The organism is Glycomyces xiaoerkulensis (assembly GCF_002798405.1).
Classification (GTDB): domain Bacteria; phylum Actinomycetota; class Actinomycetes; order Mycobacteriales; family Micromonosporaceae; genus Glycomyces; species Glycomyces xiaoerkulensis.
On the sequence record NZ_PGGV01000024.1, the window covers coordinates 29,646 to 53,912 of the forward strand.

A 24,267-nucleotide genomic window follows, 5' to 3' on the forward strand; every position below is an offset into this window, starting at 1 on the left:
GATGAGGTGTGCGCCTCATCGCCCGGAAGAAGGAGACCGAACCGATGGCGACCACGGATTTCGAAAGGAGGAATGGACGATGAAGCTGAGCGAGAACCTCACCGGTGATCACAGCAGCACCGTGCTGCCGGTCCTTGCCGTCTATCAGCCGACCGCGCCCATTTCCGCCTCGGTCCGTGGCACCGGTGTGCCCGCAGCCGCCGCTTGTGCGGGTAAGGGCACGGGTGTCCGCAGCACGACCGGTATGCGCGCTGTCGGCTTCCTTGGGGGCACCTGGCGTGGATCCGACGTCGACCTGCTGATCGACCGGACCGAGCCGGGCGTCGTCCTCAACAAGAAGCGTCACGGCGCCACCCGCGGGAGACCACCTCGAGACCATCTGAGGGGCTTACCAGAGCCCGATCGGACCTCTCGAGGCCGCGACTCCCGCAACCGGGAATCGCGGCCATTTTTTTGGCCTCCGGCCAGGTCGCGAAGCCCGAAACCAGGCAAATCACGAAGACGAGACGGATTGCGAACAGTTGAGTCCTCACGAAACCCGGATGCGACCAGGCACGAAGCCGAACGAGTCAAGAGAGGAGACCGAGTTCATGGCCGCCACCCTCATCGGGCCTGAGCTCCGCGAGCAGGCCTTCGAAGCGGGAAGCGACCTGCCCTGCCGCGAGTACGACGCCGACCTGTGGTTCTCGGAGTCGCCCACCGAGCTGGAGTACGCCAAGTCCCTGTGCACCGACTGCCCGGTGCGCGTCGACTGCCTCACCGGAGCCCTCGAGCGCCACGAACCGTGGGGCGTGTGGGGCGGCGAGATCTTCGAGAAGGGCGACGTCGTCGCCCGGAAGCGGCCGCGCGGCCGTCCCCGGAAGGACGCCGCCGCCACCGAGCGGGCCGCGCAGGCCGAACTCGAGGAGCGTACCGCCGAGCTGGAGCTGGCCGGGGTGAACATCTCATGACGGTCGACCACCTGAGCCGCCACCTGCAGCGTGACGTCGGCTGCCAAGAGCTCGAACCGCCGATTACGGAGGTCGAGAACGGTCGGGCCGTCGGCTCGATGAACCTGCTGGTCGGACGCATCCGGATGCGGAGTCTTTGGAAGGAAGCCGGGCGTGAGCGGGCCGGATCCACGGCTCGCAGGCATCGCCGCGACAGGCTTTGAAGCCTCCCGACCGAATGCGTTGGCCGAAAGAGGCCGGTCCCGTACGGGACCGGCCCCTTTCTCACTGCCGGATTTCGCCTCGGCCCGGATCGTCGAATCCGGGCAGCCAGTCCTCAAGGATGTCCCGCCAGCGCGCCCTGGCGCCGAGCTGGCACAGCACGCCGATCGAACCCATCGTCACCCGGTGGATCAGCAGGTACGAGGGCGGGAAGCTAAGCTGCTTGCCGAGCTTGTAGGCCTCGGAGTGCTGGTTGGTCAGTCGCGTGCTCTCCTTGCGCAGCCATTCCCGGGAGAACTGGAACTCCTCGGCCCCCAGCGGCTCGAGCATCGGCAGCAGGTAGTCGAGCACCGCCTCGGCGTCGATCTCGAGGTCGGGCGGGACGAAACCCTCTGCGCGCAGACCCGCGAGCACCTCGTCGGCCTTGCCGTCGAGGGTCAGTCTGGTGAGCCGGCCGATCTGGAGCGGCATGCCCCCGGGCATGCGCGCGGTCGCGCCGAAGTCGTAGACGATGAGCCGTCCGTCGTCGCCGAGCGCGAAGTTCCCCGGGTGCGGGTCGGCGTGCAGCAGTCCGGCCCGTTTCGGTGCCGAGAAGTGCAGCGTCGTCAGCAGCAGTCCGGCGCGGTCGCGCGTCTGCGGGGTGCCCTCGGCGATGATCTCCGCTATCGGGGTGCCCTCGATCCACTCGGTCACCAGCACCTCGGGGCCGGCGTGGACCACCTCGGGCACCCGGATCTGCTCGTCGCCGCGGTAGGCGTCGGCGAACTGACGCTGCGTGGCGGCCTCCAGTTCGTAGTCGAGCTCTTCGAGCAGGCGCTCGCGCAGTTCCACGGTGAGCTGCTTGACGTCGAAGTTCGGCTGGAGCACCTTGAACATCGGCGCGAGGCGTGCGAGCTGGCGCAGGTCCGAGCGCAGCGCTTCGCCGGCTCCGGGGTACTGGATCTTGACGGCCACTTCGCGTCCGTCGTGCCAGACCGCCCGGTGGACCTGGCCGATGCTGGCGGCGGCGGCCGGACGGTCGTCGAACGATTCGAACCGGTCGCGCCAGTCCTCCCCGAGTTGGCGCTCCATCACCCCGTGCACGCTCGAGGCCGGCAGCGGCGGGGCGGCGCTCTGGAGTTTGGTCAGCGCCTGCCGGTACGGCGAGGCCAGGTGCTCGGGCAGCGCGGCCTCGAAGACCGACAGGGCCTGGCCGAGCTTCATGGCCCCGCCCTTGAGCTGTCCGAGGACGCTGAAGAGGTGCTCGGCGGTGCGGCGCTGCGCCTGCTCGCCCAGGATTTCGTCCGCCAGGCCGGTGACGCGTTTGCTGAATCCGACGGTCGCCCGACCGGCCAGACCCAGCGGCAGGGAGGCGAGCTTCATCCCCCGCGAGATGGCTCGCCGCGGGAGGTCGTCGCCGGAATGGGTGTTTCCATGCCTGTCGCTCACGTTCCCCATGCTCTCACGCCGACGGCGCATTCAGCCCCCCGCGAGAGGGTGAGCCGGGCGGGCTCGGGGTCCCCCGGTAGGGGGAAGCGGCGCGGGAGGGCTTACAGGCGTGAAATATGTGGCATTCTGAGGCGGGGCGATCGCACCGCGCGGTCGTATTCAGCGAGGGGGATACCAGTGGCTCAAGCAACCGAGACGTACAACGGGTATTGCGTCAAATGCCGCCAGAAGCGCGATTTCGAAGGGCATGTGGTCGTTTCCGACTCGGGTCGGCGGATGGCCAAGGGGACGTGCCCGACCTGCGGTACCAAGATGAACCGGATCCTCGGCAAGGAATCGTGACCCGGGTCGGGCCGAATCGCCCCCTCACCGACTCCCGCATAGTGGGAATCTGGTGAGGGGATTTTCGTGGGATTACTGGTTCTAACCCGCATAATCGCGACTTTCGTGTTATGCGATTGTCACCCCTAGGGATTATTGTGCGCTCATGGCGCGCAAAGTCCATCCCCCCGTTGAGGTCCGGCGCTCGCCCCGGCGCCGCTCCACCGTCTCGGCCTATGAAGAGCAGGGACGCGTCGTCGTGATGATCCCCGACGCCTTCTCGAAGTCCGAGGAGCGAGAATGGATCGACCACATGCTGGAACGGCTCCGCCGCCGCCAGGCCCGCGACGGCCGGGCGAGCGACACGGCCCTCAAGGCCAGGGCCGTCCGGCTGGCCAAACGCTATTACCCCGAGCACCCGCAGTGCGCTTCCCCGGTCAGCGTCCGCTGGGTCGACAACCAGCACCGACGCTGGGGCTCGTGCACCCCCGACGACGGCACCATCCGCCTCTCGCGGCGGCTCACCATGATGCCCTCATGGGTGATCGACTACGTACTGCTGCACGAACTGGCGCATCTGGTCCACCCCGACCACTCCCGGCCGTTCTGGGACCTGGTCGCCCGCTACTCCAAGGCCGAGCGGGCGCGCGGCTACCTCGAAGGCGTCGCCGACACCGAGGCCGCCGCCTGAGCGGCGACTACTTTTCGTCGTCTTCGGCGTCGTCGCCCTCGGACGGCTTCGGGTCGTTGACCGCGAGCTGGTCGAACATCGACATGTCGAGGTCGCCGAGCGCATCGGAGACGCTCGCGAACCCCTCCGGGTGCTCCAGGTCGGCCGCGCTCGGCATCAGGTCCGGGTGCGCCCAGACCGCCTCGCGCCCCTCGATGCCGCGGGCCTCGGCCATGGTCTTCCACAGCCGCGTGGCCGCGCGGACCTTGGCCGGGTCGAGTTGCAGGCCGACGAGCGCCTCGAAGGTCTGCTCGGCGGGCCCGCCGCTCGCGCGCCGGCGCCGGGCCGACTCCAGCAGGCGGTCGATGGTCGGCAGGCGGTTCCCGGCCGCGTCCGCGACCACCGCGTTGATCCACCCGGTGATGAGCGCCAGCGTGGTCCCCAGCCGGGCCAGCGCCGCCTTCTGCTGCTCGGTGTCCTCGGGTTTGAACACCTCGCTCAGGTCCATCGTGGCCGCGGCCTCGGGGTCGGTGGGGTCGATGTCGGCCATGGCCTCCTCGATGGCCGCCTCGTCGATCCGGATCTCCCGGGCGTACGCCTCGAGCGCGCCCAGCAGGTGCGAGCGCAGCCACGGCGCGTGGGTGTAGAGCCGGTGCGTGGCCGCCTCGCGCAGCGCCACGAACAGGCGCGCCTCCTCGATCGGCAACTGCAGGCCCTGGGCGTAGGCGGTGAGGTTACCGGGCAGCAGCGCGGCCACGCCGGTCTTGCCCAGCGGGAGCCCGACCTCGGTCGAGGAGAGCACCTCGCCGGCGAGCTTGGCCAGGGCCTGACCCATTTGAGCACCGAACAGGGCCGAACCGACGCCCTTCATAAGGTCGGCCATCGGGCCGAGCATCCCCGACATCTCCTCGGGAACGAGCGTCTGCATCGCCTCGCCCATCTGGCCGGCGAGCGGCTCGGCGAGCTGCTTCCACGATTCCTCGGTCTGCGAGATCCACTGCTTGCGGGTCCAGGCGTCGGTGGTCGTGACCCCGGAGGGCCAGTCGGTCGCGCCGTCGAGCCACAGGTCGGCCAGACGCATCGCCTCGGCGACGTCGGCCTGGTCGGCCGGGCCGACGGTGTTCTCTGCCTCAAGCTCGGACTCCGCCAACTGCTTGGCCAACTGCCAGTTGACCGGGCCGGACGACAGCGACTGCGCCATCATCTGCTGCAGTTGCTGCATCATCTGCTGCACCCGGGGATCGTTCGGATCGGGCAGGTCGCCGCCCAGGTTGCCGAAGCCGAATGGAATGTCGGAGCCCATGCGCCAACCGTACGTCAGAGACTCGCCGGAAAACCACGGCCTGGCCGTCGACGTCGCCCTTCGCCGTCCGCTCAGCGCTGAAAAGAAAGCGCCGCCCGAATGCACGGGGCAGTGCCGCCGAGCATGTACGCTTCCGCGCTCCTTCCTCATGGCCGGAAGCCCACATGGCCTTCGCCATGTAGGCTTCCGCCCTCCTTCGTCGGGCGGGGCCCGCTGCGCGGGCCTTCCGGCCATGCCGCGTATCTCAGCCTTCATGGCCGGAAGCCCACATGGCCTTCGCCATGTAGGCTTCCGGCCATGAAGAGGCGCGGAGTTACGGTCTTGCTCGGAGCGGCGCTGGTGGCTCTCCTGACCTGGCAGGCGTTGTCGATGGACGTCGCCTATGTGGTCATGGGGCCGGGTCCGACCGAGGACGTGCTCAGCGAGGCCACCGACGAAGAGGGCGAGGACCACCAGATCATCACCGCCGACGTCGAGTACGACACGACCGGCGAGCTGCGCCTGACGACGGTCCGGGTCAAGTCCTCGGTCACGCTCGCCCAGGCGCTCCGCTACTGGATGTCCAATGAGCACGCGATCATCCCGCGCGATCTGGTCTACCCCCCGGGCCAGACCGAGGAGGAGATCAGCGAGGAGAACGAGGCCGAGTGGGTCGAGTCCCAGTCGAACGCCGAACAGGCCGCCCTCGCCTTCCTCCAGCAGCCCGCCGAGATCCGCGTGGCCGCCGACGGCGCCGGCCTGGCCGAGGACGACGTGGTCCTCGAAGTCGACGGCACCCCCGTGGAGAGCCTCGAGGCCCTCGAGGATTTCGCCGACAGCGAAACGACCGTCACCGTCGACCGCGACGGTGAGAAGACCGAGGTCGAGGGCGTCACGCTCTCGGGTGTGGACCTGGAGGTCACCCGCGAGGACCCCTACGGCATCGAGATCGACACCGAGGCGCTCGACATCGGCGGCCCCTCCGCCGGCCTGGTCTTCGCCGTCGGCATAGTCGACCGGGTCACCGAGCAGGACCTGGTCCAAGGCATGGACGTCGCCGGCACCGGCGAGATCGGCCCCGAAGGGAACGTCGGCGGCATCGGCGGCATCCAGCAGAAGATCATCGCCGCCTCCGAACTGGGCGTCGACGTCTTCCTGACCCCCGCCGGAAACTGTTCGGACGCAGTTTCCGTAGCGCCCGACGACATGACTATTGTCAAGGTAGAGACCCTGGCGGACGCAGTGTCGGCCCTGGATTCCGCCGCCACCGGCGGAGACGTCCAGACCTGCTGAGTCCTAGCGGCTCAAATGAGACACAAAGGAGTTGCTTAGAGTGGCGAACCGGACGCCCACGCCCCCACGGATGAGCCGACGAGGGCGCTACGTGCTGATCCTCATCGTCGGAGCGATTGTGCTGCTGTCGGTGCTGGGATGGCTGGTCAGCCTCCGCACCAACTACCTCTGGTACGACTCGGTCGATTTCACGACCGTGTTCTCGACGATGATGTGGACGCGGATCGGCCTGTTCGGCGTGTTCACCTTCGCGATGGCGGCCTGGACGGCGGTCAACCTCTACCTGGCTTGGCGCTTCCGGCCCGATACCTGGCCGGCCACCGCCGAGCAGGAGGGCCTCGAACGCTATCGCGAACTGATCTCCCCGAAGGCCGGCTGGTGGATCGCAGGCGTCGCCGTCGTAGTCGGCATCTTCGCCGGCATGTCGGCCCAGGGCCGCTGGCAGACCTGGCTGCTGTTCCGCTCCGGCGGCGACTTCGGCTGGTCCGACCCGGTCCTCGGCCACGACGCCGGGTTCTACGTGTTCCGGCTGCCGTTCTGGGAGTTCCTGATCGGCTTCGGCTTCGCCGCCGTGGTCGTCGGCATCCTCGCCTCCCTCGGCGCCTACTACCTGTACGGGGCGCTGCGGTTCTCCGGCCAGGGCGAGCGCATGACCAACGTCGCCCGCATCCACCTGTCGGTGCTGGTGGCGCTGTTCCTGGGCCTGAAGGCCGTCGCCTACTACTTCGACCGGTTCGACTTCACCACTCAGCAGAACGAGGTCACCAACATCGTCGGCGGCGGCTACACCGAGATGACCGCCCTGATCAACGCCAAGAACGCCCTGATCTGGGTCTCGGTCATCGCCGCGGTGGTCATCCTGGTCTTCTCCTGGGGCTTCACCCGATCCCTGGCGCTGCCGGGCGCCGCCCTCGGCCTGGTCGTGGTCACCGCGATCGCCGCCGGCGGCATCTACCCGGCCGTGGTCCGCAACTTCCAGGTCGAGCCCAACCGGCCCCAGCGCGAAGGCCCGTACGCCCAGCACACCATGGACGGCACGCGCTTCGCCTTCGATATGAACAACCTCGAGCAGGAGACCTATTCGGTGGCCTCGAGCCCGGACGCCGAACAGCTCGAGGAGGACACCGGGACGGTCCCGTACACGCGCCTGATCGACCCCTTCATCGTCTCGGACACCTTCACCCAGCGCCAGCAGCCGCGCAGCTTCTACGACTTCAACGACAAGCTCGACATCGACCGCTACACCTACACCGACGACGAAGGTGAAGAGGTCACCCAGGACTTCGTGGTCGGCGTGCGCGAACTCAACCCGAGCCAGCTCACCGGCGAGCAGCAGGACTGGACCGTCCGCCACACCGTCTACACCCACGGCTGGGGCTTCGTCGCCGCGCCCACCGGACGCAACTGCGCCGGCGGCCCCTACTTCATGAACGGCGTCATGCGCTCGGGCGAAGCCGAGGCCGGCCAGTGCGAGGCGACCGACGACTTCCTCGAAGTCGAGTGGCCTCAGATCTACTACGGCCTGCTCAACAACGACTACGCGATCGTCGGAGTCCCCGAGGGGGAGACCCCGCGCGAGTACGACCGGCCGGCCGACATCACCGTCAGCACCGAGGACTCCGGCGACCCCGAGGCCGAGGAGATCGGCTCGGACCGCTACACCACCTACCAGGGCGGCGGCGGCGTCGAGGTCGACACGCTCTCGAGGCGGCTGCTCTACGCCTGGGAGTTCCAGGAGCCGCGGTTCCTGCTGTCGGACCGGCTCAACGAGGAATCGCAACTGATGTACAACCGGAACGTGCGCGACCGCGTCGAGGCCGTCGCGCCGTTCCTGACCGTCGAGACGGACCCGTATCCGGCGGTGGTCGACGACGAGATCGTGTGGATCGTCGACGGATACACCACGGCGAACAACTTCCCCTACTCCGACCGGGTCAACCTGGCCGAGGCCACCAACGACACCTACTCGGGGCAGGGCGTGGCGAGCCAGGCGGCCGACGAGGTCAACTACATGCGCTCCTCGGTGAAGGCCGTCGTGAACGCCTACGACGGCTCGGTCGACCTCTACGAGTTCGACCAGGAGGACCCGATCCTCGGGGCCTGGAACGAGATCTACGGCGGCGACCTGGTGATCCCCAAGGAGGAGACGCCCGCCGAGCTCGCCGAGCACTTCCGCTACCCGCAGGACCTGTTCAAGGTGCAGCGCGACATCCTGCAGCGCTACCACGTCGAGGAGTCCCGGACCTTCATCGAGGGCGGCGAGGCCTGGGCGACCCCGGACGACCCGTCGCAGGGCAGCAGCATCAGCCAACCGGCCTACTACGTGTTCGCGCAGTATCCGACCCAGGAGCAGTCGTACTTCCAGCTCACCAGCACCTACACGCCACGGAACCGCGAGAACGCGCTGGCGAGCCTGATGACCGGTTACTACGACGAGAACGGCGATCCGCAGTTGGTGATCTACGACGTCGCCGGCGGCGACGATCAGTCGGTGGGTCAGGTCCACCAGATCATCACCTCCACCACCGAGGTGGCCGAGGAGCTGCGGCTGTTCCAGCAGCAGGGCACCACGGTCGAATGGGGCAACCTGCTGGCGCTGCCGGTCGGTGACGGGATCCTCTACATGGAACCGATGTACCTGCGTCGGCAGTCCGGCGGCGAGGGCACGACCCTGCCGCTGCTGCGACGGGTCGCGGTCAGCTACGGCGGCTACGTCGGCTACGCCGAAGGCTTCGAAGAGGCCATCTCGTCGGTGGTCGACCAGTACGTCTCGGGGGCGCCGACCGCGGTCGAGGAGATCGAGGAGGAGCCCGGCGAGGACCCGGGCGAGGCCACCGGCGAGCAGGATCCGGCGGACGAACCCGAGGATGAGCCGACCACGGAGGCGCCGGTCGAGGAGCCGCCGGAGGTCGCCGAGGCGATCGAGGACGTGCTCGCCGCCCAGGAGGCCTACGAGGAGGCGCAGTCCGGCGGCTCCAACGAGGAGATCGGCCGGGCCCTGGACGACCTGTTCGCGGCGCTCGACAACCTGGAGGCCGCCAGAGCGGCGGCCGGAGACGAGTAGCCCGGCCCCCGTGCCGGACCCGAGGCGCCCGGAGAGGAGTCAATCCTCTCCGGGCGCCTCCGTCTCGTCCGACTCGGGCTTGCACGACTCCTCGTCGTCGGCCCGCTTCACCGTCGCCTGGACCGTCGAGCCCGGCTCGACGGTCGTGCCCGCCGACGGTGACTGGCCGACCACACCGCATCGGTGGTCGCCCTCGCCCTGATAGACCACCGACGGCGCCAGGCCCGCCTCCTCGATGCGCTGCCTGGCCTTCGACTCGGTCCGCCCGGTCACCTCGGGCACCGGCACCGACTGCTCCTCGGTGGGCGACGGGCTCGGGTCGGAGCTCCGGGTGCCGGCGGACTCGGTGCCGGTGGGGGGCGTTGCTTCCGAAGGTGAGGTCGCCGTGGCCTCCTCGCCGGGCTCGTCGTCCTCGGCATCGGTGTCGGCGCTGTGGGAGCCGGCGGGCCGGCCCGGGGTCACGCCGCGTTCGGTGTCGGCCGACGCCTCGGCGCCCTGCTGCCCCCTGACACCGGCCACGTCGGTGCGTCCGGTGGGGACGGTGCCGGGGGCGGTCGGTTCGTTCCAGGGGCCGGTGAGGGCGATCGCGCCGGCCGCGACGGTCATTGCCACGGCGCCGGCCAGGACCGCCCACAGTCGGCGCGGCTGCGGCGGCTCGTCCTCCTCGGCCGCGGGTTCGGCGGAGCCGGTGGGCGGCGGCGCGGCCAGTTCCCCGGTGTGGGAGGGCGGTCGGGCGCCGGTGCGCCTCGACTCCCCGGTGTCCGGCTCGACGTCGACGCGGGTGGGCGGGGTCGTGGGCGCCGGCGGCGGTGAGGGCGGCCCGAACAGTTGCGTGCGGACCCGGTGGCAGGCCTCGGCGAACGCCGCCGCGTTCGGCCAGCGCGCCGAGGGCTCCTTCTGGAGTGCGCGGGTGACGATGTCGGTGACCTCCGGCGGCACGGACGCCGGCAGGGGCGGCGGGTTGTTGCGCAGGTGGGCCGAGAGCACCCCCAGCGGCGTGTCGGCCCGGAACGGCGGCCTGCCGGACAGGCACTGGTGGGCGACCACGCCCAGGGAGTACAGGTCGGAGGCGGGCGTGAGGTTCTCCCCGGCGGCCTGCTCGGGCGACATGTAGGTGACGGTGCCGAGCACCACCCCGGTGGTGGTGAGGGTCAGGTGGTGGTTGGCGCGGGCGATGCCGAAGTCGACCAGCACGGCCGAGCCGTCGTGGCGGGCCAGGATGTTGCCGGGTTTGATGTCGCGGTGGACGATCCCCGAGGAGTGCGCCACCTGGAGGGCCTCGGCCACCCCGCCGATAATGCGGAGGGAGTCGGCGGGGGAGAGCTTGCCCCACAGGCCCAGCAGGCGCGACAGCGGTTGGCCGCGGACGAATTCCATGACCAGGTAGGCGATCTGGGTGTCGCGGTGGTCGATCTCGCCGTAGTCGTAGACCTCGACGATCCCGGTCCCGCGCATGGCGGCGATCGCGCGCGCTTCGCGTCGGAACCGTTCGCGGAAGCCGCGGTCGTCGACCAGGTCGGCCAGGAGGATCTTGACGGCGACGGTGCGCCACAGGACGGTGTCGGTGCTTTCCCAGACGTCGCCCATGCCGCCGCCGCCGACCCGGCGTTCGAGCCGGTATCTCCCGTCCAGGACGTCGCCTTCTTTGAGGTTGCGCGTGCTCAGCATCCGCCGGCTTTCCCCTTGAGTCGTTGCTTCTCGCAGGGTTTAACGACCGGGAGGAGGTGAAGCTACGCGTTAGGCGGCCCTTCTTTCGGCCGCGGCGGTCGCGGCCGGGCCCGCGCGGTGCGCGGCGACCGGCGCCGGATCGGGCACGCGGGCGACCACTTCGTGCCGGCCGGCGATCGGGTCGGAGAGGTGGGGCGCCGCGACCGCCTCACCGAGTTGTCCGTCCCAGCAGGCCCAGGAGTGGCAGGGCCAGGCCTGCCGGCAGTGGCCGCACACCGGCTTCTTGGAGCCGTGCTGCACGGGAGCGGGCGTGTGTCGTTTCCACCATCGTGCTTGCACGCGCCACAGGCTCGGCACCAGGACCCCGTTCGGAGGCTCGTCCGGCGGGGGATTGTCGAGTGTGTACGGACTTCGCAACGCGGGTTGCCTTTCTCGTCGTTGGCACCCGGATTCCTTGGCGCCGCAAGAGAGCTGTCACGCGGTTCCGGGTGGCTACCAGTAGGTATTCGAGTCGCGGTGTCGAATCGGTACAGTCGGCTGAGGCGGGTAGCCCCTCCGTCAAGTAGAATTGCACATGCAGATTTTGGATGCAAGAGGTATAACCGGATCGGGTGGCGGTTTTTCTCCCCCGCCACCACGGCGACGCCCGCGGAGCCGTAACTTTGCGGAGCGCCCGGTGAGCGGCCAGAAGTCCTTCTCCGGCCGGTGCGTCGCGACCCAAACCGGAGGGATCAGGGTGTCAAATGGGTACATCGAACGACGACGCTGACAACGATCTGCCGAAGAGGTTGGGGGGCAAAGCGATGCCTTCAGGCGGCAGTCCCACGGTCCGCAGGAGGCGGGCGGGCAAGATCCTGCGCGAGATGCGTGAGAAGTCGGGCAGGGACGCGCAGGCCGCCGCCGATGCGTTGGAGGTGACCACTTCCACAATCTACCGGATGGAGCTCGGTCGCGTGGGCATCAAGCCACGCGACGTCACCGCGCTCGCCGAGGTCTACGGCGTCGGCGATTCCGCGCAGATCGACGAGCTGGTGCGGCTGGCCCGCGACGGGCGCAAGCGCGGCTGGTGGGCACGCTACTCCGACACCATCTCCCCGCCGTACGCGACCTACATCGGACTCGAGCAGGACGCCTCCAACCTGTACATCTACGACGCCCTGATCATCAACGGCCTGTTGCAGACCCGTGAGTACGCCCGCGCGACCTTCGATTTCTCCCTGGAGCAGTCCCGGCGGTTCATGGAGGAGCGGATCAACCTGCGCATGGAGCGGCAGCAGCGCCTCCGCCACGACCTGAAGATCTGGAACGTCATCGACGAGGCCGCGATCCGGCGCGTCCTGGGCGGTCCGAAGGTCATGATCGACCAACTGCAGAACCTGCTCGAACTGGCCGCGCTGCCCAACGTCCACCTCCAGGTGCTGCCATTCGACGGCGGGGCTTATCCCGGCATGCTCTCGTCGTTCACGATTCTCGGCTTCGGCGAGGTCGACGGCGACGTGGACCCCGGCTACCGCCACCCCGACGTGGTCTACATCGAGGGCCACAACGGCGACGTGTACGAGGAGGGCGACGACGTCGCCCCGTTCCACGAGGTGTTCGGGAACCTGCGCTCGGCCGCCCTGGGGCCCGGCCGGAGCCTCGAGTTCATCGACCAGCAGGCCAGCCGCCTCCGGTCGCTGTTAGCCAGCGGACACGACGGCGGGGCGGCCGCGCCGCGGCCGCCCCGCCGTGGTCAGACTTACCGGCCTTCGGATTGCAGCAGGGACAGCCAGTCAGCATGGCCGGCCCGCAGAATCGGGCTCCGATCGAGTTTGGTGTCGCGGATCTCCACGACATCGCCTGCGAGCCTGACCTCGACGCAAGCACCGTTCGGACCTGATCTACTGCTCTTTCTCCATGTCTGGGTCAACATGGATCTCCTCCTTCCAAGGAGCATTCATCGAGTCCCCAGGTCGCTGTTTACCATAGTCAGCAGCGCGAATGGCAAGCGTCACAAATCCGTCACTATCGGTTTCCGGACAACGCACGCGCAAGCCTCACCAATGCGGAATGTCACAGGCCTGGTCGGGGCTCTCCGGTTCGATCTGGACCGTGGCGTGCGCGATGCCGAAGCGTTTCGCCAGCGTCCGCCGGGCGTCGCCGAGGACGGCCGCCGGCTCGGCCCCCGAATCGAGCGCGAGGTGGACCGTCGCCACGTCCATTCCCGAGGTCAGGGTCCAGACGTGCAAATCATGAACCTGATTCACACCATTGAGTGCCCCCAGGGCTTCCTCGACTTCGCCGACGCTCACCCCTCTGGGGGCGTGCTGGAGGAGGATGCGGAGCGCGTCGCGGCCCAGGCGCGCCGCGCGCGGCAGGATGAACAGACCCACCGCCACGGCGATGAGGCTGTCGGCGTAGTACCAGCCGGTGAACCAGATGACCGCCGCCGCGGCGATCACCCCCAGGGAGCTGAGCGCGTCGCCGAGGACCTCGAAATAGGCCCCGCGCACGTTGATCGACTCGGCCGCGCCCGAACGCAGCAGCATCAGCGAGGTCACGTTCGCCGCCAGCGCCAGGCAGGCCACGGCGAGCATCGGCAGCGAATCCACTTCGGGAGGATCCTCGAAGCGGCGGACCGCCTGGACCACCACGAAGCCGGCGACCCCGAACAGCAGCACCGTGTTCGCCAATGCGGCGAGGACCTCGAGCCGGTACAGCCCGAACGTGCGCCGGGGCTTCCCGTTGCTCCTGCGCACCGCTACGATCGCGGCCAGCGCCATCGCGATGCCGAGGGTGTCGCCGGCGAGGTGGGCGGCGTCGGACAACAGCGCCAGGGAGCCGGTGAACCAGGAGGCGATCGCCTCGACGAGCATCACGGTCGCGGCCAAGGCCAGGGCGACCCAGAGTCGGCCGCGGTGGCGGGCACCGAGACTGGCGGCGACGTGTGCGTGGTCGTGGCCCATGCCGGCCTCCTCCTCAGCGGCGTCGGTTCGAGCGTGGCGCGGTGGCGTTCCCGGTGCCCAAAGAATGCTAACATGCGCATCTGTGCATGAAAAACCGGTATGGAATGCGAACAATGGGACAAATGACGGTAATGCTGGTTACAGCCCCCGGTGGTAAACCAGGGGGAGTTTCATAAATGTCAGGCGGGAATGGAATAATATTCATAAGAGATATTCCATCACTGATCACGGGGGGTGACGATGCAAGACGCCTTCGAAGTAGCCATCACCTCGTTCGGAGCAGTCGTCGGGATCGTTCTGATCTTCGCCGCGGTACTCGGACTGCGGTCGTGGATCGAGAATCACAGGCGGCGCAAGATCCGCGCCAAGGCCGACGCCGAAGCATGGATCCAGCTCTGCGACAACCAGTTGGCCATCGCACCCGCGCAACTCACCGACACGGAGGCCGCCGCGGCGCTCCAGCGGGCGCGGAAGCTCCACGAAAGTGCCCACCAAGTCCTCGATTCCGCCAAGAAGACCAAACACTACGATCAAGTCCGGACCTACGCGCTCGCCGGACTGCACAACCTGAATATCATGCGCCGCCGTCTCGGCAAGGCGCCCGGCCCGCAGGGCCCCGTGCCGTTCAATCTGGTCTCGGGCGTCTCCGGGGTGCCCGGCCGCGACGAGAACGAGCGCGATATCCCCACCGGCCCCGGCACCGGGGTCTACTTCTACTGAGGACAGAAGGGCCGCCCGGCGACCGCGAGGTCGCCCGGCGGCCGCTGTCCTCGGGGTCGGCGCGTCGAGCCCGGTCCCTCGATGCGGCTCCGGGTAACCTCCAGGTGTCCGGCGCCTCCGGAACCGAACTCCGGATCCACCTGTGATCAAGAGCCGGACATCTTCCGTTCACCGTTGGTTCACCCAAGGCCCAACTGCTCGCTACCCGCAGGGCTTACATTCGCGGAGAATTCCGAGAATCCTCTTCGCAAAGGAGAAGCCCGTGAGCGACCCGACCAGGCGTGCCGCCGGTCCAGCCGTGGTTCCGCCGCGCCTCGACACGGTCCCTCAGGCCGACTCGCAGCGCGTGTCACCCGTCGAAGGCGAGACCGTCTTCGACCTCCGCGACGTCGACGTCCACTACGGGAGCTTCCGGGCGGTCAAGGACGTCGGCTTCACCGTCGTCAAGAACGAGATCACCGCCCTCATCGGCCCCTCCGGCTGCGGCAAGTCGACGCTGCTGCGCTCGCTGAACCGCATGAACGACCTCATCCCCGGCGCCCGCGTGGGCGGGTTGGTCTCCTACCACGGTAAGAACATCTACGACGCCGACGTCGACCCGGTGGAGGTGCGGCGGCGCATCGGCATGGTGTTCCAGAAGCCCAACCCGTTCCCCAAGTCGATCTTCGACAACGTCGCCTTCGGCCCCAAGGTCCACGGCGCCTCGCGCACCGAGCGCGAGAGCATCGTCGAGGACTCCCTGAAGAAGGCCGCCCTGTGGGAGGAGGTCAAGGACGACCTGCGCAAGAGCGCCCTGACGCTCTCGGGCGGGCAGCAGCAGCGGTTGTGCATCGCACGCACCATCGCGATGCAGCCGGACGTGGTGCTCATGGACGAGCCGTGCTCGGCGCTCGACCCGATCGCCACCGCCCGCATCGAAGAGCTCATGGTCGACCTCGCCAAGCAGTTCACGATCGTGATCGTGACGCACAACATGCAGCAGGCCGCCCGCGTCTCCGACCGGACCGCGTTCTTCTCCACCGAGGTCAACGAGACCAGTGACATCCGCACCGGCGTGCTCGTGGAGTTCGACGACACGCAACGGATCTTCAGCAACCCCAGCGACGAGCGCACCGAGAACTACGTCACCGGACGTTTCGGTTAACGCCGCCGCACGGTTCGGTCCCGGCTCGCGCACCGGCCGCGCCGAGCTGCGAGGCCGTCCGCCGAGCCGGCCGCCGGATCCGGCTTGCCGCAGGCCGATTGCGAATCGCGCTCGACCGTTCACCGCCAGTTCAACTTTGCGTCGCCGACCGAATACTCGGCTCAGCTTCCATGAACTTGTAACCGGAACATCGAAGATCGGAGAAGAACGGCAATGGACCTCAAGGTTCAAAGCAAGAGAATTCTGCCCGTGGCGGTCACCGGCCTCCTGGCCGCGAGCCTGGCGGCCTGCGGCAACAGCGACGACGACGAGAACGGCGGCGGCAGCAACGGCGGCGGCGAGCTGTCCGGCAGCGTCGTCGCCGACGGCTCCAGCACCGTCGCGCCCCTCGGAGAGGCCGCGGCCGAACTGTTCATGACCGAGAACCCCGGCGTTCAGGTGACCGTCGGCACCTCCGGCACCGGAGGCGGTTTCGAGAAGTTCTGCGCCGGCGAGACCGACATCTCCGAGGCCTCCCGGGACATCAAGGACGAAGAGGCCCAGGCCTGTGCCGACGCCGGCATCGAATTCGTCCAGCTCGGCGTCGCCAACGACGCCCTGACCGTCATGGCCAACCAGGACAACCCCGTCGACTGCCTCACCGTGGAGCAGCTCCAGCAGATCTGGGGCCCGGACTCGACGCTCAGCAACTGGAGCGAGATCGAAGGACTCGACGCCGACTTCGACGAGGAGCTGGACCTGTACGGCCCCGGCACCGACTCGGGCACCTTCGACTTCTTCACCGAGGCGATCAACGGTGAAGGCGGCGTCCAGCGCACCGACTACAACAACATCGGCGAGGACGACAACTCCGGCATCCTCGGCGTCGAGGGATCGGCCGGCGGCCTGTTCTACTCCGGCTACTCCTACTACCTGGAGAACCAGGACCGCGTGAAGGCCATCGAGATCGACAACGGCGACGGCTGCGTCGCCCCGGCCGAGGAGACCGTGCAGGACGGCAGCTACGCCCCGCTCGGCCGCCAGCTCTACATCTTCCCGTCCGACCAGGGCCTGGAGAAGGAGCAGGTCAGGGCCTTCGTCGAGTACTTCGTCAGCAACTCCGGCGAAGTCGCCGAGGCCGCCGGCTTCATCGGTCTGACCGAGGACCAGGAGGCCGAAGCCCTGGAGTCGCTCGACTCCATCGGCTGAACCAGCCCGGGCCCGGTCCGCTCGTGGGCCGGGCCCGGACCCGCATCGAGAACACCTAAGGAGCACCATGACCACGAGCCCGGACCTCGCGGCCCCGCCCGACTCCGGCGGCCTGCCGAACCTGAGGCCGTCGAGTCCGCGCTACGGCGAGAAGATCATCTTCGGCATCCTCGCGGGGAGCGCAGTGATCTCGGTGGCCACGACGGTCGCGATCGTCCTGTCGCTGATCATGCCCTCCCTGGACTTCTTCCGGGATGTCTCGATCGTCGAGTTCCTTACCGGCACCGAATGGTCCGCCGGATTCCAGGACGCCCAGTACGGCGTCCTCGCGCTGCTGTCCGGCACCATCCAGGTGGTCTTCTACTCGCTGCTGGTCTCGATCCCGGTCGGCCTCGGCGTCGCCATCTACCTCAACGAGTACGCCCCCGACTGGGTCCGGCGGGCGGTCACGCCCGTGCTCGAGATCCTCGCGGGCGTCCCCACCGTCGCCATCGGCCTGTGGGCGCTGTACGCGCTCACCCCGATCGTCGCCGATCTCCTGCCCTTCCTGGAGTGGGGGACCTACTCGATCGGTGTAGCCGGCCTCGCCGTCGGCCTGATGTCGGTGCCGATCGTCTCCTCGGTCTCGCAGGACGCCCTGCGGGCCGTCCCGGACAGCCTCCGCCAGGGCGCCTTCGCCCTCGGCTCGACCAAACGCGAGGTCTCGATCAAGATCGCGGTGCCCGCGGCGTTCTCCGGCATCGTCGCCTCGATCATCCTCGCGGCCTCGCGCGCGGTCGGGGAGACCATGATCGTGCTCATGGCCGGCGGCGGCAGGCCGCAGTTCACCTTCGACCCGACCGAACCGGTCCTCGCGATGACCAGCTTCATCGGACAGACCGCCACCGGCGACATCGCCGCCGGCACCACGACCTACGACACCATCTTCGCCGTCGGCCTGCTGCTGTTCACGATCACGCTGATCCTGAACATGCTCGCGATCCGGATGGTGCGCCGATTCCGCGAGGTGTACGAGTAGATGCCTACCAAGGAACAGAACCGTATGAAATCGCCCAACCTGGCCGCGAGCGGCGCGGCAGCGGCCACCGAGCGCGGACTCCTCAGCAACGGACGCGGCAAGACCGTCGGCACGCTGTTCGCATCCCTGCTGTTCTTCGGGCTGAGCGTCGCCATGCTCGGGCTCGCCTGGCTCCTGGTCTGGTCGTTCCTCCGCGCGCAGGGGCGCCTGAGCTGGGACCTGTTCACCAACCCGCCCTCGACCCTCGACATCGAAAGCGCCGGATTCCGGCCCGCGATCCTCGGCACCCTGATGGTGATGGCCTTCGTGTTCGTCGTGATCGTCCCGCTGGGCGTTGGGGCCGCGATTTACCTCGAGGAATACGCCGACCGGAACCGCTGGTACAACCGCTTCATAGAACTCAACATCCAGAACCTCGCCGGGGTCCCGGCCGTGGTCTTCGGCATCCTGGGCCTGGCGTTCATCGCCCGCGGACCGTTCGGGCTCGGATTCATCCCGCTCACCGCCTCGCTGACATTGGCGCTGCTGGTGCTGCCGACGGTCATCCTCGCCACCAGAGAGGCCATCCGGGCGGTGCCCGACTCCATCCGCCAGGGCTCACTGGCGCTGGGCGCCACGAAGTGGCAGACGATCAGCCGCCAGGTCCTGCCCGTGTCGATCCCCGGGATCACCACCGGCGTGATCCTGGCCGTCTCCCGGGCCATCGGCGAGGCCGCGCCGCTGCTGCTGGTCGGCGCGACGACCTTCGTCGTATTCGACCCCGAACTGTTCAACTCGGGCTACACGGTCCTGCCGGTGCAGATCTACCAGTACGCCACCCGTGCCCAGCCGGAGTTCCACGACCTCGCCGCGGCCGGCGTGGTCATCATGCTCATCGTGCTGCTCACCATGAACGGATTCGCCATCTGGCTGCGCAACCACTTCGACAAGAAGCGGGTCGGCTGAGAGACGCCTGGAGCGCCCGATCGGGCGGGGCGGCCCACACCGCCCCGCCCTCGGCGTGTTCAGGGGCGGTTGAGGTGGACGTCGCCGGTCACCTGGTAGACCACCTGGTACGAGATGCGTACCGCGTGGTCGCCGAAGCGCTCGAAGAATCGCGCCAGCAGCGCCGCGTCGACCGCCACCTGGGGGTTGTAGGGCAGCTCGGGCAGTTGCCGGTGGATGCGGTCCTGGACCGCGTCGAGCTCGTCGTCGTCGAGCCCCATCTGCGCGGCCCGCAATCGGTCGTGCTCGGCGAGGATGCCCACCAGCTTCTCCGAGATCCGGTCGGCCGCCTCGCCCATCGCGGCGAAGTCCTCGTGCAGCGAGTCGGGGATCGGCGAGACCGGGGAGCGCATGATCACCGTCTTGGCCACGTGCTTGGCCAGGTCGCCCATCCGCTCCAGGTCCACAGAGATCCGGACCGCGCCGAGGATGAACCGCAGATCTGTTGCGACCGGCTCGTACTGGGTCATCAGCTCCACGATCCGGTCGTCGATCCGGAACTGGAGCGCGTTGATGTCCTGGTCGGCCGCCACGACGGCCTCGGCGGCCACGGTGTCGGCCTCCAGCAGCGCCGTGCTGGCCTGCCGCATGGCCTCTCCCACCCGCTCGGCCATGTCGACCAGGAGGCCGTTGAGCTCGTCGAGATGCCGGTGGAAGACGTTCGCCATAGGGGACCAATCAGGAGGTGGGGACCGGTTGCGGTACCCGCCCAGTGTAGTGCCGGTGTCCGTCGTGGGGCGTCAGCGTCGCGTTGCGCCTGCCGCGCACCGGTGGCAAGGCGAGGTTAGAGTGAGGATGAACCGTGATCGATCCCTGGGAGTTAAGCGCATGTCCTACCCCTCTCAGCCGTCCTTTACGCCACCGTATGGACAGCCTCAGCCGCCGCGGCAGACCAACTTGTGGATGGTCGGGGGAGCGGTGATCGTCGTCCTCGCCATCATCATGGCCGTGACGCTCCTGATCATCCAGCGCACCGGCGGGGGCGGTTCCGACCAGGCCGGCGACGAGACGACCTCCGAGGCCGAGCAGACCGAAGAGGAAGAGCCCTCCGCGGAGGAACCCTCCGAGGAACCCGAGCCCGAGCCGACCGAGGATGAGCCCACCGGCGAGGGTGGTGGCAACGAGGAGGTCGGCTTCAACGAGCAGACCTGCGACCAGTTCGACCTCTCGGCGTTCGAGGAGTACTTCGGCTCCGCCCACGACGCCGGTCAGGATTACCGCTACTCCTCCTCCAGCGGCGACACCGGCTCGCTGAGCTGCACCTACTACACCGAAGAGGGCTACAATGAGCTGGACCTCGAGGTCACCAGCTACTCCGATGCCGACTACGCGATGGACTGGTACGAAGGCGACTACGAGTACTGGGACGACGACGACAGCTACGAGGTGAGCGACTACGAGGAGCTCGGCGACGCCGGATTCCACGTGGTGTACGGCTCCGAGGGCTCTCAGAAGCGGGGTGTCGAGTTCGTCGTGGGCGTCCTCATCATCAAGGTCGACATCTGGATCTACACGGAAGAACACGATGCCGACGCCGCCGACGAGGTGGTGTACGACTACGCCGAAGAGGTCGTCGACCTCTTCTCCGGCTACGCGTGAACGATCCCGGGCGCCCGGATCGCGACCCGGGCGCCCGAGAGTATCCGAGTGCGCAAGATCTCCTCATTCCCTGAGCATGAAAAAAGGCCCGGTTTCCCGGACCTGTAAAGTGCGCCGCCAGGGACTCGAACCCCGAACCCGCTGATTAAGAGTCAGCTGCTCTGCCACTTGAGCTAGCGGCGCTTGAAGATTGAACTGATCTGGGTCGAATGGACCCGTGTGGCTCACACGAGGAGAAACTTTAGCACGTCCTGCGGGCTCACGTCTCCGGGGGCGCGACGGTCGTTACGCTTGATCGGTGACAAGTTTCGTTGACCGGGTGAACCTGCAGGTCATTGCCGGTAAAGGTGGAAACGGCTGCGCGTCGGTCCACCGGGAGAAGTTCAAGCCACTCGGTGGGCCGGACGGAGGCAACGGAGGGCACGGCGGCGACGTCGTGCTCGTAGTCGACCCGAACGCCCACACGCTGCTCGACTTCCACTTCCAGCGTCGCTTGCAAGCCGGCAACGGCAAGCAGGGGCAAGGCTCCAACCGCGACGGCGCCGCTGGCGGGACCATCCGGGTCCCGGTTCCGAACGGCACCGCCGTCTATGACGCCCAAGGCGATCAGATCACCGACCTGACCGGTGTCGGCACCGAGATCACCATCGCGCGCGGCGGCCGGGGCGGGCGCGGCAACGCCGCGCTGGTGAGCTCCAAGCGCCGCGTGCCCGGCTTCGCCGAGCTCGGCGAACCGGGGGACGAAATGGAGATCACCCTCGAACTCAAGAGCGTCGCGGACGTCGGCCTCGTCGGCTTCCCGTCGGCCGGGAAGTCCTCGCTGATCGCGGCGATGTCGGCCGCCAGGCCCAAGATCGCCGACTACCCGTTCACGACGCTGACCCCGAATCTCGGCGTGGTGTCGGCTGGTGAGACCACTTACACGATCGCAGACGTTCCGGGCCTGATTCCGGGAGCGGCACAGGGGAAGGGCCTGGGACTGGAGTTCCTCCGCCACATCGAGCGGTGCGCGGTGCTCGCGCACGTGATCGATTGCGCCAGCCTCGAGACCGATCGCGACCCGGCATCCGACATCGACGCGCTCGAGCACGAGCTCACCGAGTACGGGGGCCTGGCCGAGAAGCCCCGCATCGTCGTGCTCAACAAGGTCGACATCCCCGACGGCCGGGAACTGGCCGAGTACGTCCGGCCGGACCTGGACAAGTACGGCTGGCCCGTCTTCGAAGTCAGCGCCGTCAGCCGCGAGGGCCTGCGCGAGCTGTCGTTCGCTTTCGCCGCGGCGGTCGACCGGCACCGCGCCGAGCAGCCACCGCCCGAGGCGACCCGCGCAGTCCTCCGCCCGAAAGCCGTCGACGACTCGGGCTTCGAGGTCCGCAAAGTCAAGCCGGCGTTCGAAGGGGATGTGGAGTTCATCGTCTCCGGCAGGAAGCCGGAGCGCTGGGTGGGCCAGACCAGCTTCGACAACGAGGAGGCCGTCGGCTACCTGGCCGACCGCCTCGCCAATCTCGGCATCGAGGACGAGCTCGCCAAGCAGGGCGCGGTACCGGGTTCGGTCGTTCGGATCGCCGGCCACGAGTTCGAGTGGGAACCGACTGACCCGTCGGTGATCGCCACGGTAGGTCCGCGAGGAACCGACGCGAGGTTCGACCGCAGCGACCGGAGGGGCGCCGACGAGCGGCTTGCCGAACGCAAGTCCCGTCGTGCGGAGCTGCTCGATCAGGTCGCCAAGGATGAAGAAGCCAGCGGCAAACGCCGCCGCGGCTAGGCGAAGATGGCGTTGACCTGGCAATACGGGCGGAATGAGTGGGTGTGGCGCCGGACACGCACCCCCCTTGCAGAGCCCGGTTCCGGCTGGCGTAAATTAGTTCTTGCCCGCAAGGGAAACGGACAGGCGAACCGAAAGGTTCTGGTTCGAAATCCCAAAGGGCAAAACTCCGGACGAACAGATCGGGGCCCGATAGCGGCCCGAAAACGGTCTGGTAAGTTACTGGAGCCGCTCCGGTCGGAGCTGGAACATCCGTGATGTTTACAGCCTGATTGTGGCGTGTTGTTTGAGAACTCAACAGGGTGTTTGGATGGTCAGCGTGCGGGCTGGCTGGGCTGTTCCTGGTGTTGTGCTGGGGGTGGTTTGGTTGGTTTGTTTGACTGTCTTTTCCTTTTGGAATCGGTCAGGTCTGCTTCGATGCATGCTTTGATGCTGGCTGCTGCTGCGGTTGTGGTGGTGGTTGGTGTTGTTTGGTTTTGGTTGGAGAGTTTGATCCTGGCTCAGGACGAACGCTGGCGGCGTGCTTCACACATGCAAGTCGAACGGAAAGGCCTGCCTTTGGGTGGGTACTCGAGTGGCGAACGGGTGAGTAACACGTGGGTGACCTGTCCCTGGCTCTGGGATAACCGTTGGAAACGGCGGCTAATACCGGATGTGACTGCTGGATGCATGTTCAGTGGTGGAAAGCTTTGGCGGCTGGGGTGGGGCTCGCGGCCTATCAGCTGGTTGGTGGGGTGATGGCCTACCAAGGCGGTGACGGGTAGCCGGCCTGAGAGGGCGGTCGGTCACATTGGGACTGAGATACGGCCCAGACTCCTACGGGAGGCAGCAGTGGGGAATTTTGCACAATGGGCGGAAGCCTGATGCAGCGACGCCGCGTGAGGGATGACGGCTTTCGGGTTGTAAACCTCTTTTGTTCGCGACGAAGCCGGTCGTGTTCGGTCGGTGACGGTAGTGTTCGAATAAGCGCCGGCTAACTACGTGCCAGCAGCCGCGGTAAGACGTAGGGCGCGAGCGTTGTCCGGATTTATTGGGCGTAAAGGGCTCGTAGGCGGCTCGTCGCGTCTGTCGTGAAAAGCCATGGCTTAACTGTGGTCGTGCGGTGGATACGGGCGGGCTTGAGGCAAGTAGGGGAGACTGGAATTCTACGTGTAGCGGTGAAATGCGCAGATATGTGGAGGAACACCGGTGGCGAAGGCGGGTCTCTGGGCTTGTGCTGACGCTGAGGAGCGAAAGCGTGGGGAGCGAACAGGATTAGATACCCTGGTAGTCCATGCTGTAAACGGTGGGCGCTAGGTGTGGGGGCACGTTTGTGGTCTCTGTGCCGTAGCTAACGCATTAAGCGCCCCGCCTGGGGAGTACGGCCGCAAGGCTAAAACTCAAAGGAATTGACGGGGGCCCGCACAAGCGGCGGAGCATGCGGATTAATTCGATGCAACGCGAAGAACCTTACCTGGGTTTGACATCACCCCGATGGCTGTGGAGACGCAGTGTCCTTCGGGCGGGGTGACAGGTGGTGCATGGCTGTCGTCAGCTCGTGTCGTGAGATGTTGGGTTAAGTCCCGCAACGAGCGCAACCCTTGCCCCATGTTGCCAGCACGTAGTGGTGGGGACTCGTGGGGGACTGCCGGGGTTAACTCGGAGGAAGGTGGGGATGAGGTCAAGTCATCATGCCCCTTATGTCCAGGGCTTCACGCATGCTACATTGGCCGGTACAGCGGGTGGCGATACCGTGAGGTGGAGCGAATCTCTGTAAAGCCGGTCGTGGTTCGGATTCGAGTCTGCAACTCGGCTCGATGAAGGTGGAGTCGCTAGTAATCGCAGATCAGCAACGCTGCGGTGAATGCGTTCCCGGGCCTTGTACACACCGCCCGTCACGTCATGAAAGTTGGCAACACCCGAAGCCTGCGGCCCAACCGCTTTGTGCGGGGGGAGTGGTCGAAGGTGGGGCTGGCGATTAGGACGAAGTCGTAACAAGGTAGCCGTACCGGAAGGTGCGGCTGGATCACCTCCTTTCTAAGGAGTCC

Annotated in this window: 19 protein-coding genes, 1 tRNA gene, 1 rRNA gene and 1 pseudogene; 15 read left to right on the top strand and 7 right to left on the bottom strand. The window is 67.5% G+C overall.

What is annotated here, in order from left to right; genetic code table 11:
* Positions 1-590: 590 nt before the first annotated feature.
* Positions 591-950: a WhiB family transcriptional regulator gene (locus CUT39_RS08555; RefSeq protein ID WP_100445605.1), complete on the top strand. Its 360-nt coding sequence runs from the start codon at positions 591-593 to the stop codon at positions 948-950.
* Complete coding sequence (locus CUT39_RS08560; RefSeq protein WP_100445566.1) at positions 947-1,153, top strand: hypothetical protein; 207 nt, start codon at positions 947-949, stop codon at positions 1,151-1,153. The genes CUT39_RS08555 and CUT39_RS08560 overlap by 4 nt, the downstream gene beginning before the upstream one ends.
* Before the next feature lie 61 nt (positions 1,154-1,214).
* Here CUT39_RS08560 and CUT39_RS08565 read toward each other — a convergent pair whose 3' ends face one another.
* Complete coding sequence (locus CUT39_RS08565) at positions 1,215-2,513, bottom strand: ABC1 kinase family protein (RefSeq protein WP_408611126.1); 1,299 nt, start codon at positions 2,511-2,513, stop codon at positions 1,215-1,217.
* A 243-nt stretch (positions 2,514-2,756) separates the two neighbouring features.
* On the opposite strand from CUT39_RS08565, the gene CUT39_RS21740 reads away from it, so the two are divergent.
* Both CUT39_RS21740 and CUT39_RS08570 read left to right on the top strand, forming a co-directional pair.
* Complete coding sequence (locus tag CUT39_RS21740) at positions 2,757-2,921, top strand: DUF5679 domain-containing protein (RefSeq protein ID WP_232805667.1); 165 nt, start codon at positions 2,757-2,759, stop codon at positions 2,919-2,921.
* A gap of 145 nt (positions 2,922-3,066) precedes the next feature.
* Positions 3,067-3,591 (top strand): M48 metallopeptidase family protein, encoded by a 525-nt coding sequence (locus CUT39_RS08570; protein ID WP_100445570.1) that lies wholly within the window; start codon positions 3,067-3,069, stop codon positions 3,589-3,591.
* Between the two features lie 7 nt (positions 3,592-3,598).
* Here CUT39_RS08570 and CUT39_RS08575 read toward each other — a convergent pair whose 3' ends face one another.
* Entirely contained in the window at positions 3,599-4,873 is a 1,275-nt protein-coding gene (locus tag CUT39_RS08575) for a zinc-dependent metalloprotease (RefSeq protein WP_232805668.1), read from the bottom strand.
* 339 nt (positions 4,874-5,212) lie between these two features.
* Between CUT39_RS08575 and CUT39_RS08580 the strand changes: the two genes are divergently transcribed.
* Both CUT39_RS08580 and CUT39_RS08585 read left to right on the top strand, forming a co-directional pair.
* Positions 5,213-6,145 carry a YlbL family protein gene (locus CUT39_RS08580; RefSeq protein WP_157930558.1) on the top strand — a complete coding sequence of 311 codons (933 nt, stop codon included), beginning with the start codon at positions 5,213-5,215 and terminating at the stop codon, positions 6,143-6,145.
* Between the two features lie 70 nt (positions 6,146-6,215).
* Positions 6,216-9,209: a UPF0182 family membrane protein gene (locus tag CUT39_RS08585; protein ID WP_100445574.1), complete on the top strand. Its 2,994-nt coding sequence runs from the start codon at positions 6,216-6,218 to the stop codon at positions 9,207-9,209.
* 39 nt (positions 9,210-9,248) lie between these two features.
* Here CUT39_RS08585 and CUT39_RS08590 read toward each other — a convergent pair whose 3' ends face one another.
* Together CUT39_RS08590 and CUT39_RS08595 are read right to left on the bottom strand one after the other, a co-directional pair.
* Positions 9,249-10,877, bottom strand: a complete 1,629-nt coding sequence (locus CUT39_RS08590) for a protein kinase domain-containing protein (protein WP_100445576.1) — start codon at positions 10,875-10,877, stop codon at positions 9,249-9,251.
* A gap of 69 nt (positions 10,878-10,946) precedes the next feature.
* The gene (locus CUT39_RS08595) at positions 10,947-11,216 is read right to left on the bottom strand and encodes a hypothetical protein (RefSeq protein ID WP_157930559.1); all 270 of its coding nucleotides are present in this window, start codon (positions 11,214-11,216) and stop codon (positions 10,947-10,949) included.
* Positions 11,217-11,680: 464 nt separating this feature from the next.
* Here CUT39_RS08595 and CUT39_RS21120 point away from each other — a divergent pair.
* A pseudogene (locus CUT39_RS21120) lies at positions 11,681-12,517 on the top strand (helix-turn-helix domain-containing protein); the annotation flags it as partial.
* 396 nt (positions 12,518-12,913) lie between these two features.
* On the opposite strand, the gene CUT39_RS08610 reads toward CUT39_RS21120, so the two are convergent.
* Positions 12,914-13,822 carry a cation diffusion facilitator family transporter gene (locus CUT39_RS08610; RefSeq protein WP_100445580.1) on the bottom strand — a complete coding sequence of 303 codons (909 nt, stop codon included), beginning with the start codon at positions 13,820-13,822 and terminating at the stop codon, positions 12,914-12,916.
* 234 nt (positions 13,823-14,056) lie between these two features.
* On the opposite strand from CUT39_RS08610, the gene CUT39_RS08615 reads away from it, so the two are divergent.
* The 5 genes from CUT39_RS08615 to pstA all read left to right on the top strand — a co-directional run bounded on the left by CUT39_RS08615 (position 14,057) and on the right by pstA (position 18,837).
* Positions 14,057-14,542 (top strand): hypothetical protein, encoded by a 486-nt coding sequence (locus CUT39_RS08615; protein WP_100445582.1) that lies wholly within the window; start codon positions 14,057-14,059, stop codon positions 14,540-14,542.
* Between the two features lie 262 nt (positions 14,543-14,804).
* On the top strand, positions 14,805-15,686 hold the full coding sequence (pstB, locus tag CUT39_RS08620; RefSeq protein WP_408611125.1) for a phosphate ABC transporter ATP-binding protein PstB: 882 nt from the start codon (positions 14,805-14,807) through the stop codon (positions 15,684-15,686).
* 249 nt (positions 15,687-15,935) lie between these two features.
* Positions 15,936-16,874 carry a PstS family phosphate ABC transporter substrate-binding protein gene (locus CUT39_RS08625; RefSeq protein ID WP_198586989.1) on the top strand — a complete coding sequence of 313 codons (939 nt, stop codon included), beginning with the start codon at positions 15,936-15,938 and terminating at the stop codon, positions 16,872-16,874.
* Positions 16,875-16,941: 67 nt separating this feature from the next.
* Positions 16,942-17,892 carry a phosphate ABC transporter permease subunit PstC gene (pstC, locus tag CUT39_RS08630; protein ID WP_100445585.1) on the top strand — a complete coding sequence of 317 codons (951 nt, stop codon included), beginning with the start codon at positions 16,942-16,944 and terminating at the stop codon, positions 17,890-17,892.
* A 24-nt stretch (positions 17,893-17,916) separates the two neighbouring features.
* Positions 17,917-18,837, top strand: coding sequence for a phosphate ABC transporter permease PstA (pstA, locus tag CUT39_RS08635; protein WP_100445587.1), 921 nt, complete (start codon positions 17,917-17,919; stop codon positions 18,835-18,837).
* 59 nt (positions 18,838-18,896) lie between these two features.
* Here pstA and phoU read toward each other — a convergent pair whose 3' ends face one another.
* On the bottom strand, positions 18,897-19,544 hold the full coding sequence (phoU, locus tag CUT39_RS08640; RefSeq protein ID WP_100445589.1) for a phosphate signaling complex protein PhoU: 648 nt from the start codon (positions 19,542-19,544) through the stop codon (positions 18,897-18,899).
* A 235-nt stretch (positions 19,545-19,779) separates the two neighbouring features.
* On the opposite strand from phoU, the gene CUT39_RS08645 reads away from it, so the two are divergent.
* Positions 19,780-20,475, top strand: coding sequence for a hypothetical protein (locus CUT39_RS08645; RefSeq protein ID WP_157930560.1), 696 nt, complete (start codon positions 19,780-19,782; stop codon positions 20,473-20,475).
* Between the two features lie 110 nt (positions 20,476-20,585).
* Here the strand turns inward: CUT39_RS08645 and CUT39_RS08650 are convergent.
* Positions 20,586-20,658: transfer RNA gene (locus CUT39_RS08650), tRNA-Lys, on the bottom strand.
* Positions 20,659-20,773: 115 nt separating this feature from the next.
* Between CUT39_RS08650 and obgE the strand changes: the two genes are divergently transcribed.
* On the top strand, positions 20,774-22,240 hold the full coding sequence (obgE, locus tag CUT39_RS08655; RefSeq protein WP_100445593.1) for a GTPase ObgE: 1,467 nt from the start codon (positions 20,774-20,776) through the stop codon (positions 22,238-22,240).
* A gap of 477 nt (positions 22,241-22,717) precedes the next feature.
* Positions 22,718-24,256: ribosomal RNA gene (locus tag CUT39_RS08660) — 16S ribosomal RNA — on the top strand.
* Positions 24,257-24,267: the final 11 nt, after the last annotated feature.

Excerpts from the sequence above, each read along its gene's own strand:
- CUT39_RS08555 (WP_100445605.1), top strand. The coding sequence starts at position 591 with ATGGCCGCCACCCTCATCGGGCCTGAGCTCCGCGAGCAGGCCTTCGAA.
- CUT39_RS08560 (WP_100445566.1), top strand. The coding sequence starts at position 947 with ATGACGGTCGACCACCTGAGCCGCCACCTGCAGCGTGACGTCGGCTGC.
- CUT39_RS08565 (WP_408611126.1), bottom strand. The coding sequence starts at position 2,513 with ATGAAGCTCGCCTCCCTGCCGCTGGGTCTGGCCGGTCGGGCGACCGTC.
- CUT39_RS08570 (WP_100445570.1), top strand. The coding sequence starts at position 3,067 with ATGGCGCGCAAAGTCCATCCCCCCGTTGAGGTCCGGCGCTCGCCCCGG.
- CUT39_RS08575 (WP_232805668.1), bottom strand. The coding sequence starts at position 4,873 with ATGGGCTCCGACATTCCATTCGGCTTCGGCAACCTGGGCGGCGACCTG.
- CUT39_RS08585 (WP_100445574.1), top strand. The coding sequence starts at position 6,216 with ATGAGCCGACGAGGGCGCTACGTGCTGATCCTCATCGTCGGAGCGATT.
- CUT39_RS08590 (WP_100445576.1), bottom strand. The coding sequence starts at position 10,877 with ATGCTGAGCACGCGCAACCTCAAAGAAGGCGACGTCCTGGACGGGAGA.
- CUT39_RS08610 (WP_100445580.1), bottom strand. The coding sequence starts at position 13,822 with ATGGGCCACGACCACGCACACGTCGCCGCCAGTCTCGGTGCCCGCCAC.
- pstC (WP_100445585.1), top strand. The coding sequence starts at position 16,942 with ATGACCACGAGCCCGGACCTCGCGGCCCCGCCCGACTCCGGCGGCCTG.
- pstA (WP_100445587.1), top strand. The coding sequence starts at position 17,917 with ATGAAATCGCCCAACCTGGCCGCGAGCGGCGCGGCAGCGGCCACCGAG.
- phoU (WP_100445589.1), bottom strand. The coding sequence starts at position 19,544 with ATGGCGAACGTCTTCCACCGGCATCTCGACGAGCTCAACGGCCTCCTG.
- CUT39_RS08645 (WP_157930560.1), top strand. The coding sequence starts at position 19,780 with ATGGTCGGGGGAGCGGTGATCGTCGTCCTCGCCATCATCATGGCCGTG.